Source organism: Streptomyces sp. NPDC031274, assembly GCF_055570235.1.
Genome location: NZ_JBVIHP010000004.1, coordinates 240,294 through 247,449, shown reverse-complemented (window position 1 = coordinate 247,449; position 7,156 = coordinate 240,294). Strand labels below are relative to the sequence as shown.

Sequence of the window (7,156 nt, the reverse complement as noted above, 5' to 3'; positions counted from 1 at the left end):
TTCCCCCCCACTAAGCCCCCGCTGCTTTTCCCCCCCCCCCACCCCCCCCCCCCCCCACCAAAACCCCCCCCCTCCTCCCCCTTTCCTCCCCTTCCCCCCGCCTCGGGTGTGCGTGGTGGCTGCTCAGACGGTGAGGAGGGCCTCCAGCGGGGCGCTCTCCAGGGCCGTCTCCAGCTTGGCGCGGCCTCCGAGGAAGCCGAGCTCCATCAGAACCGCCACACCGGCGACCTGGGCGCCCGCACGGCGGATGAGCCGCAGGGACGCCTCGGCGGTGCCGCCGGTCGCCAGGACGTCGTCGATGATCATGACGCGGTCGTCGGCGGTGAGGTCCTCGGCGTGCACCTGGATCTCGGCGCTGCCGTACTCCAGGTCGTACGACTGGCTGAGCGTCGCTCCGGGGAGCTTGCCCGCCTTCCGTACGGGAATGAAGCCGAGCCCCGCGCGCAGCGCCACAGGGGCGCCCAGGATGAAGCCGCGGGCCTCCAGGCCGACGATCTTCGTGGCGCCGTACCGCACGGCGAGGCCGGCGAGGGTCTCGGTCAGCGCGGCGAACGCCTCCGGGTCCGCGAGGAGCGGGGTGATGTCCTTGAACATCACCCCCGGCTCGGGGTAATCGGGAACGTCTCGGATGCGGCTGAGCAGCAGCTCCTGCACGGGGGTCACCCGCCCACCTCATTGCTGTTGATGATCGAACGCCTGATCGTGACGGCGAGCCACTTTAGCAATAGCCGATCGCCCCTCGGGCAGGCCGTGCGCGTCTCACGCAAGATGGCCACCGGGGTCGTGCCCCTCGTGGCGATGGCAGCTCTCGCCGGGGCGGCGTCCCCGCAGGTGCCACCACCGCGGGAACCACCAAGAGCGAGCCGAGAAGAAGAACGTCGCGAAGTGGTACAACGCCGGCTGCGGCAAGAGCGGGTTCATCAAGAACGTGCCCTGGGGAAATGTCGCGGCGCATCCCGAGATCAAGATCAAGGGTTTCTCGCTCCTCAAGTGGCAGTGACCCTCATCAGCCCCTGAGCTGAAACACGCGCGGGCCCCGCTCCTCGGAAGAGGAGCGGGGCCCGTTCGTCTGGCCTTGCCTTGGGTCAGCGGCGCTTCCCCGAGGGACGCCCACGACCGCGGTTGCGGGACTGCTGCTGCGTACGACGCTGGCCGCCGACCACTCCGGCAGCCGCCGAAAGGTCGTCCTCCGGCTCGTCATCGTCAACCGGAGGTGCCGTGGTGTCCGGCGACTCTCCGTTGGCCGCGGCATTCGCGCGCTTGGCGAGCACCCGCTTCTTCAGGGCCTTCATCGCCGGCTCCCGCTCCTTGAGGTCGGCGACCAGCGGAGTGGCGATGAAGATCGAGGAGTACGCGCCGGCCGCGAGGCCCACGAACAGCGACAGCGAGATGTCGTTCAGCATGCCTGCGCCGAGCGCGCCACCACCGATGAAGAGAAGGCCTCCCACCGGAAGAAGCGCGACCACCGTGGTGTTGATGGAGCGCACCAAGGTGCTGTTGATCGACCGGTTGGCGATCTCGCTGTAGGTGAACCTCGTCTGCTTGGCCGCGTCCTTGCCCTGCTCCTTGAGCGAGTCGAAGACGACGACCGTGTCGTAGAGCGAGTAACCGAGAATCGTCAGCAGACCGATCACGGTACCCGGGGTGACCTCGAAGCCGACCAAGGCGTAGACACCGACCGTGATGGTGATGTCGTGGATCAGCGCGACCAGTGCGGCGGCGGCCATCCGCCACTCGAAGGCGATCGCCAGGTAGATCACGCACAGGACGAGGAAGACACCAAGGCCGGTCCACGCCTTGTTGGCGATCTGCTCACCCCAGCTCGGTCCGACCAGATCCGCGTTGATGTCCTTGGCCGGGACGTCGAGACTTTTGGCGAGGTCTTCCTTGATCTGGTCGGACTTGGCCGTGTCCACGCCCGAGATCTGCACGCGCATCGTGCTGTTGCCGAGCTTCTGGACGATGGCCTGGTGTCCCGAGGCCTTCTCCGCCGACTCCTGGGCCTGTTCGACCGAGGCGGAGGTCTTCGGTGTGGTGAAGACCGCGCCGCCCTTGAACTCGATGCCCATGTTGAGGCCTTGGACGGCCAGAGCCACGATCGCCGTGATGGTGATCAGGACAGAGACGCCGTACCAGATCTTCCGCTTGCCGATGAAGTCATAGCCGACTTCGCCGTGGAAGAGCTGGGCGCCGAGGTTGCCGAGCTTCGACATCTCACGCCTCCTTCGGGTCGACGGGGCCGGCGGAACCAGAGGTAGAGCGGGTGCGGCGCAGCGGAGGCTTGGCACCGAGCCGCGACGGGTCGATCCCGGACCACTTGTGGCCGTCCGCGAAGAACTTCTTGCGGGCCATGATCGTCATCAGCGGCTTGGTGAAGAGGAAGACCACCACGACGTCGAGCAAGGTGGTCAGACCCAGCGTGAAGGCGAAGCCCTGCACCTTGCCGACAGTGACGATGTACAGGACGGCGGCGGCGAGGAAGGACACGAAGTCCGAGACCAGGATGGTGCGCCGGGCACGCGGCCAGGCGCGCTCGACGGCGGGGCGCAGCGTGCGGCCCTCGCGGATCTCGTCCCGGATGCGTTCGAAGTACACGATGAACGAGTCCGCGGTGATACCGATCGCAACGATCGCACCACACACCGCTGGCAAGTTCAGTGCGAAGCCGATGGCTGGACCGAGCAAGGTCATGATCGTGTACGTGAGGATGCCGGAGGCGACGAGGCTGAGGAGTGCGATGAAGGCCAGGCCTCGGTAGTACGCCACGAGGTAGATGACGACCAGCGCCAGACCGATGGCACCGGCGATCAGACCGGCGTGCAGCTGCTCGCCGCCGAGCGCCGCGGTCACGGTGGTGACGCTGTCCTCGTGGAAGGTGAGCGGCAGGGCGCCGTAGGACAGCATGTTCGCCAGGTCCTTGGCCGACTCCTGGGTGAAGCTGCCGCTGATCTCGGCGTTGGAGCTCAGCTGCGAGGTCACGCGCGGGGCCGAGACGACATCACCGTCGAGAACGATCGCGAACTGGTTCTGCGGCTCGGCCTGCTTCATCAGCTTGCCGGTGGTCGCGGCGAAGTCCTTGGAGCCCTTCTTGGTGAAATCCATCGTGACGATCCAGATGCCACGCTGGGGGTCGAGCACGGCCTTGGCGTCCTTGACGTCCTTGCCCTCGACCTCGGCCGGGCCGAGGACGTACTTCTCCCACTGGCCGGAGCTGTTCTTGCCGCAGGCCGCCATCGGGTCGCTCGGCTTGACGCCTTCGGTCGCCTTGGTCCGGCTGCTCTGCTTGGTGCAGTCGAGCGCGGTGAACTTCTCCTGGAGCGCCTTGGTGGCCGCGTCCGCCGTGGGGGTCGGCGACGGGGTCTCGTTGCCCTTGGGCTTGTCCGAACTGTTGGGCGACGGAGTCGGGTCGGCCTTCAGGGCGTCGGTGACGGCACGGCCCTTGGGGCTCTCGGTGGCGTCGGGCGCGGACGCAGTGTCCTTACCGTCCTTGCCGTCCTTCTCGCCCTTGTCGGTCGCCTTGGGCGAACCGGACGCCGAAGGGCTGCCGGAAGGGTCGGGCGTCGGCGTGCCGGCCGCCATCGTCATCACCGGACGGAAGTAGAGCTGCGCGGTCGTGCCGACCTGCTCGCGTGCCTGCTTCTGGTTCGTCCCCTTGGGAATGTTGACGATGATGTTGCGGTCGCCCTGGGTCTGGACCTCGGCCTCGGAGACACCGAGACCGTTGACACGGCGCTCGATGATGCCCACGGCCGTGTCCATGTTGGTCTTGTTGACCGCGTTGGGCTTGCCGGGCTCACTCTTGGCGCCGAGCGTGATGCTCGTACCACCGGCGAGGTCGATGCCCAGGCGCGGGGTGGTGTGACCGGAGACGAACATTCCCCCGGCCAGCGCCACCATGGCGATCAGGATTAGGGCCAGGGAACGGCCCGGCTTCCCCTGGCCGCCCTGCCTCCGGCCCTTCTTCGGTGCTGCCACCTTCTCGTTTCTCCCTGTCCAACCGCCCGGACCCGATTACGTGCCGTGGGCGGCCATGAAGTGGTGTCGAGACCCGCCACGAAACCCACGCACTGAGGGGACCGTGGCAGCGCGAGCAGCGCGCCGCACGGACCCCGGTGGTGGCTACTTCGTGTCGGACTCGCCGTCGGTCTTCTTCGGCTCGGCGTCGTCGGCCTCGGGGGCGCTGTCCGCGTCCTTCTTGCCGAGGTCGATGGGCGAGTCGTCGGAAGCGCCGGCGGCGGGCTCGTCGGTCTCGGTCAGGGAAGAGGCGTCGTCCGGGACGACGGGGTTGTCCGACTTCAGGTCGACGCTCGTGCCGTGGACGATGCGGTTGTACTCATCGTCCTCGAGGACGGCGCCGATGGAGTTCTTCGCGTAGAACGCGTGCACGCCCGGAGCCACCTCGAGGAGGACGGCGTCGTCGTGAACCTCCTTGACGGTGGCGTACATGCCCCCGATCGTGCGGATGCCGGTGCCGGGCTGCATCTCGTTGCGCATCGCCGCGGCCGCCTGCTGCTTCTTCTTGGCAGAGCGGGTCATCAGGAACATGGCCCCGATGAGCACGACGAACGGGAGGAGGGTCACGATATTCACGGGACGGAGTTTCCTTCGCATGACCGCGCAGGTAAGCGGCCTGATGGACGGGGGTGGGCACGCCACCCGCAAAGGCGGCGTCGGCGGAGTCTAAGCGAGTCCGCACCTAAGGAACAACGCTCAGCATGGCACCGCAGTTCCTGACCGTGCGACTACGCGCGCCGTCACGCCCCGAACAGGTCCCCTTGTCCGATTCCGCCCGCCTGTCGGGGGGGAACAAGCCCGAGATGCGCCCATGCCGCGGGGGTTCCGACCCGGCCGCGCGGGGTGCGCGCGAGCAGTCCCTCCCGTACCAGGAAGGGCTCGGCCACCTCTTCGACCGTCTCGCGCTCCTCCCCCACGGCGACGGCGAGCGTCGAGAGGCCGACGGGTCCGCCGCCGAAGAGCTTGAGCAGAGCCTCCAGGACGGCGCGGTCGAGCCGGTCGAGGCCCCGGTCGTCCACTTCGTAGACCTTGAGGGCCGCGCCCGCGATGCCCTTGTCGATCTCTCCGTCGGCCTTGACCTGTGCGTAGTCCCGCACGCGGCGCAGCAGACGGTTGGCGATACGGGGCGTGCCGCGCGAGCGTCCCGCGATCTCGGCGGCGCCGTCCGCGTCGATCGCCACGTCGAGGAGCTGCGCGGAGCGGTGGATCACGCGTTCCAGCTCGGCCGGTTCGTAGAACTCCATGTGCGCGGTGAAGCCGAAGCGGTCGCGCAGCGGCGGGGGCAGCAGGCCCGCGCGCGTGGTGGCGCCGACCAGGGTGAAGGGCGGCAGTTCCAGCGGGATGGCGGTGGCGCCGGGGCCCTTGCCGACGATGACGTCGACGCGGAAGTCCTCCATCGCCATGTAGAGCATCTCTTCGGCGGGCCGGGACATCCGGTGGATCTCGTCGAGGAAGAGGACCTCGCCCTCCTGGAGGGAGGAGAGGATCGCGGCGAGATCGCCCGCGTGCTGGATGGCGGGACCGCTGGTGATGCGGATCGGGGCGCCCATCTCGGCCGCGATGATCATCGAAAGGGTGGTCTTGCCGAGTCCGGGGGCGCCGGAGAGCAGGACGTGGTCGGCGGTGGCCCCTCGCGCGCGGGCCGCGCGCAGGACGAGGTCGAGCTGCTCGCGGACCTTCTCCTGGCCGATGAACTCGTCCAGGTCCTTGGGGCGGAGGGCGGCCTCGACCGCCTGGTCCTCGCCGTCGGCGGACGCACCGACGAGCCGCTCGGCCGCGCCGGGTGCGGCGGTCGCGTCGTCGGTCGTCTCGTCCCAGTTCATGAGCTCGCCTCGCGATGTGGTTCTGGTTGGTCAGGGGCCGACGGGTGCCGGCGGGGGCTAGCGGGTGCGGTTCAGTGTCTGAAGAGCGGCCTTGAGGAGCTGGCCCACCTGCGGCTTCTCGGACGCCTCGGCCTGCGGGGTGACGGCGGCGACGGCTTCGTCCGCCTCGCGCGTGGCGTACCCGAGGCCGATGAGCGCCGCGTGCAGCTGGTCGCTCCAGCCGGAGGTGACAGCGGTGCCGATCGCGGGGCCGCCCGTGCCGAGGGGCTCGCCGAGACGGTCCTTGTACTCCAGGAGCAGCTTCTGGGCGCCCTTCTTGCCGATGCCGGGGACCGCGGTGAGCGCCTTCTCGTCGGCGGTGGCGACCGCGCGGCGCAGCGCGTCCGGGCTGTGTACGGCGAGCATGGCCTGCGCGAGGCGCGGTCCGACGCCGCTCGCGGTCTGCAGGAGCTCGAAGGTCTGACGCTCGTCGTCGTCCGCGAAGCCGTACAGGGTGAGGGAGTCCTCCCGGACGACGAGGGAGGTGGCCAGCTTGGCGGGCTGACCGACGCGCAGGGTGGAGAGGGTGTTCGGCGTGCACTGGATGGCCATGCCGACACCGCCGACCTCGACCACCGCGGCATCGGGGGCGAGGGCGGCGACGGGGCCGCGGACGAAGGCGATCATGCGGTACGGCCTTTCTGTGCTGGTGACGTTCGCGATGCGTGCAGGGCCGCGGCCTGCTGGAGACGGTTCTGGGCGACTGCCTGCTGGAGCCGGTTCTGGGCGGGGGCGCGCCAGATGTGACAGATGGCGAGGGCGAGGGCGTCCGCCGCGTCGGCGGGCTTGGGCGGTGCGTCGAGCCGCAGGAGGCGGGTGACCATCGCCCCGACCTGCGCCTTGTCGGCACGGCCGCTGCCGGTGACGGCGGCCTTGACCTCGCTGGGCGTGTGCAGGGCTACGGGGATGCCTCGGCGCGAGGCGCAGAGCATGGCCACGGCACTGGCCTGGGCCGTGCCCATGACCGTACGCACGTTGTGCTGGCTGAACACCCGCTCCACGGCGAGGACTTCGGGGTCGTGCTCGTCGAGCCACTGCTCGATGCCCTGCTCGATGGCGACCAGGCGGAGGCCGAGCTCGGCGTCGGCGGGCGTACGGACGACGCCGACCGCGCGCATGCTCAGGGGGCGTCCGGCGACTCCGTCGACGACCCCCACACCGCACCGGGTAAGCCCCGGGTCCACACCCAGCACGCGCACGAATACCCCCACTTCTTCGCTCACCTGTTTGTGCAGGCTATCGGCTCGCACTGACAACGCGACGGGCCGACAGGGGGTGTG

General features: G+C 69.1%; 7 protein-coding genes. All 7 read right to left on the bottom strand.

What is annotated here, in order from left to right; all coding sequences use genetic code 11:
- Positions 1 to 123: 123 nt before the first annotated feature.
- Entirely contained in the window at positions 124 to 663 is a 540-nt protein-coding gene (locus tag ACZ5CR_RS09370) for an adenine phosphoribosyltransferase (protein ID WP_468855285.1), read from the bottom strand.
- 422 nt (positions 664 to 1,085) lie between these two features.
- Positions 1,086 to 2,213 (bottom strand): protein translocase subunit SecF, encoded by a 1,128-nt coding sequence (gene secF / locus ACZ5CR_RS09365; RefSeq protein ID WP_468855282.1) that lies wholly within the window; start codon positions 2,211 to 2,213, stop codon positions 1,086 to 1,088.
- Between the two features lies 1 nt (position 2,214).
- The gene (gene secD / locus ACZ5CR_RS09360; RefSeq protein ID WP_468855280.1) at positions 2,215 to 3,975 is read right to left on the bottom strand and encodes a protein translocase subunit SecD; all 1,761 of its coding nucleotides are present in this window, start codon (positions 3,973 to 3,975) and stop codon (positions 2,215 to 2,217) included.
- Between the two features lie 144 nt (positions 3,976 to 4,119).
- Positions 4,120 to 4,590, bottom strand: a complete 471-nt coding sequence (gene yajC, locus ACZ5CR_RS09355) for a preprotein translocase subunit YajC (RefSeq protein WP_468855278.1) — start codon at positions 4,588 to 4,590, stop codon at positions 4,120 to 4,122.
- A gap of 164 nt (positions 4,591 to 4,754) precedes the next feature.
- On the bottom strand, positions 4,755 to 5,837 hold the full coding sequence (gene ruvB, locus ACZ5CR_RS09350) for a Holliday junction branch migration DNA helicase RuvB (RefSeq protein WP_468855276.1): 1,083 nt from the start codon (positions 5,835 to 5,837) through the stop codon (positions 4,755 to 4,757).
- 57 nt (positions 5,838 to 5,894) lie between these two features.
- Positions 5,895 to 6,503, bottom strand: a complete 609-nt coding sequence (gene ruvA, locus ACZ5CR_RS09345; protein WP_468855274.1) for a Holliday junction branch migration protein RuvA — start codon at positions 6,501 to 6,503, stop codon at positions 5,895 to 5,897.
- Complete coding sequence (gene ruvC / locus ACZ5CR_RS09340) at positions 6,500 to 7,075, bottom strand: crossover junction endodeoxyribonuclease RuvC (RefSeq protein ID WP_468855527.1); 576 nt, start codon at positions 7,073 to 7,075, stop codon at positions 6,500 to 6,502. Before ruvC ends, ruvA begins: the two co-directional genes overlap by 4 nt.
- Positions 7,076 to 7,156 lie beyond the last annotated feature (81 nt).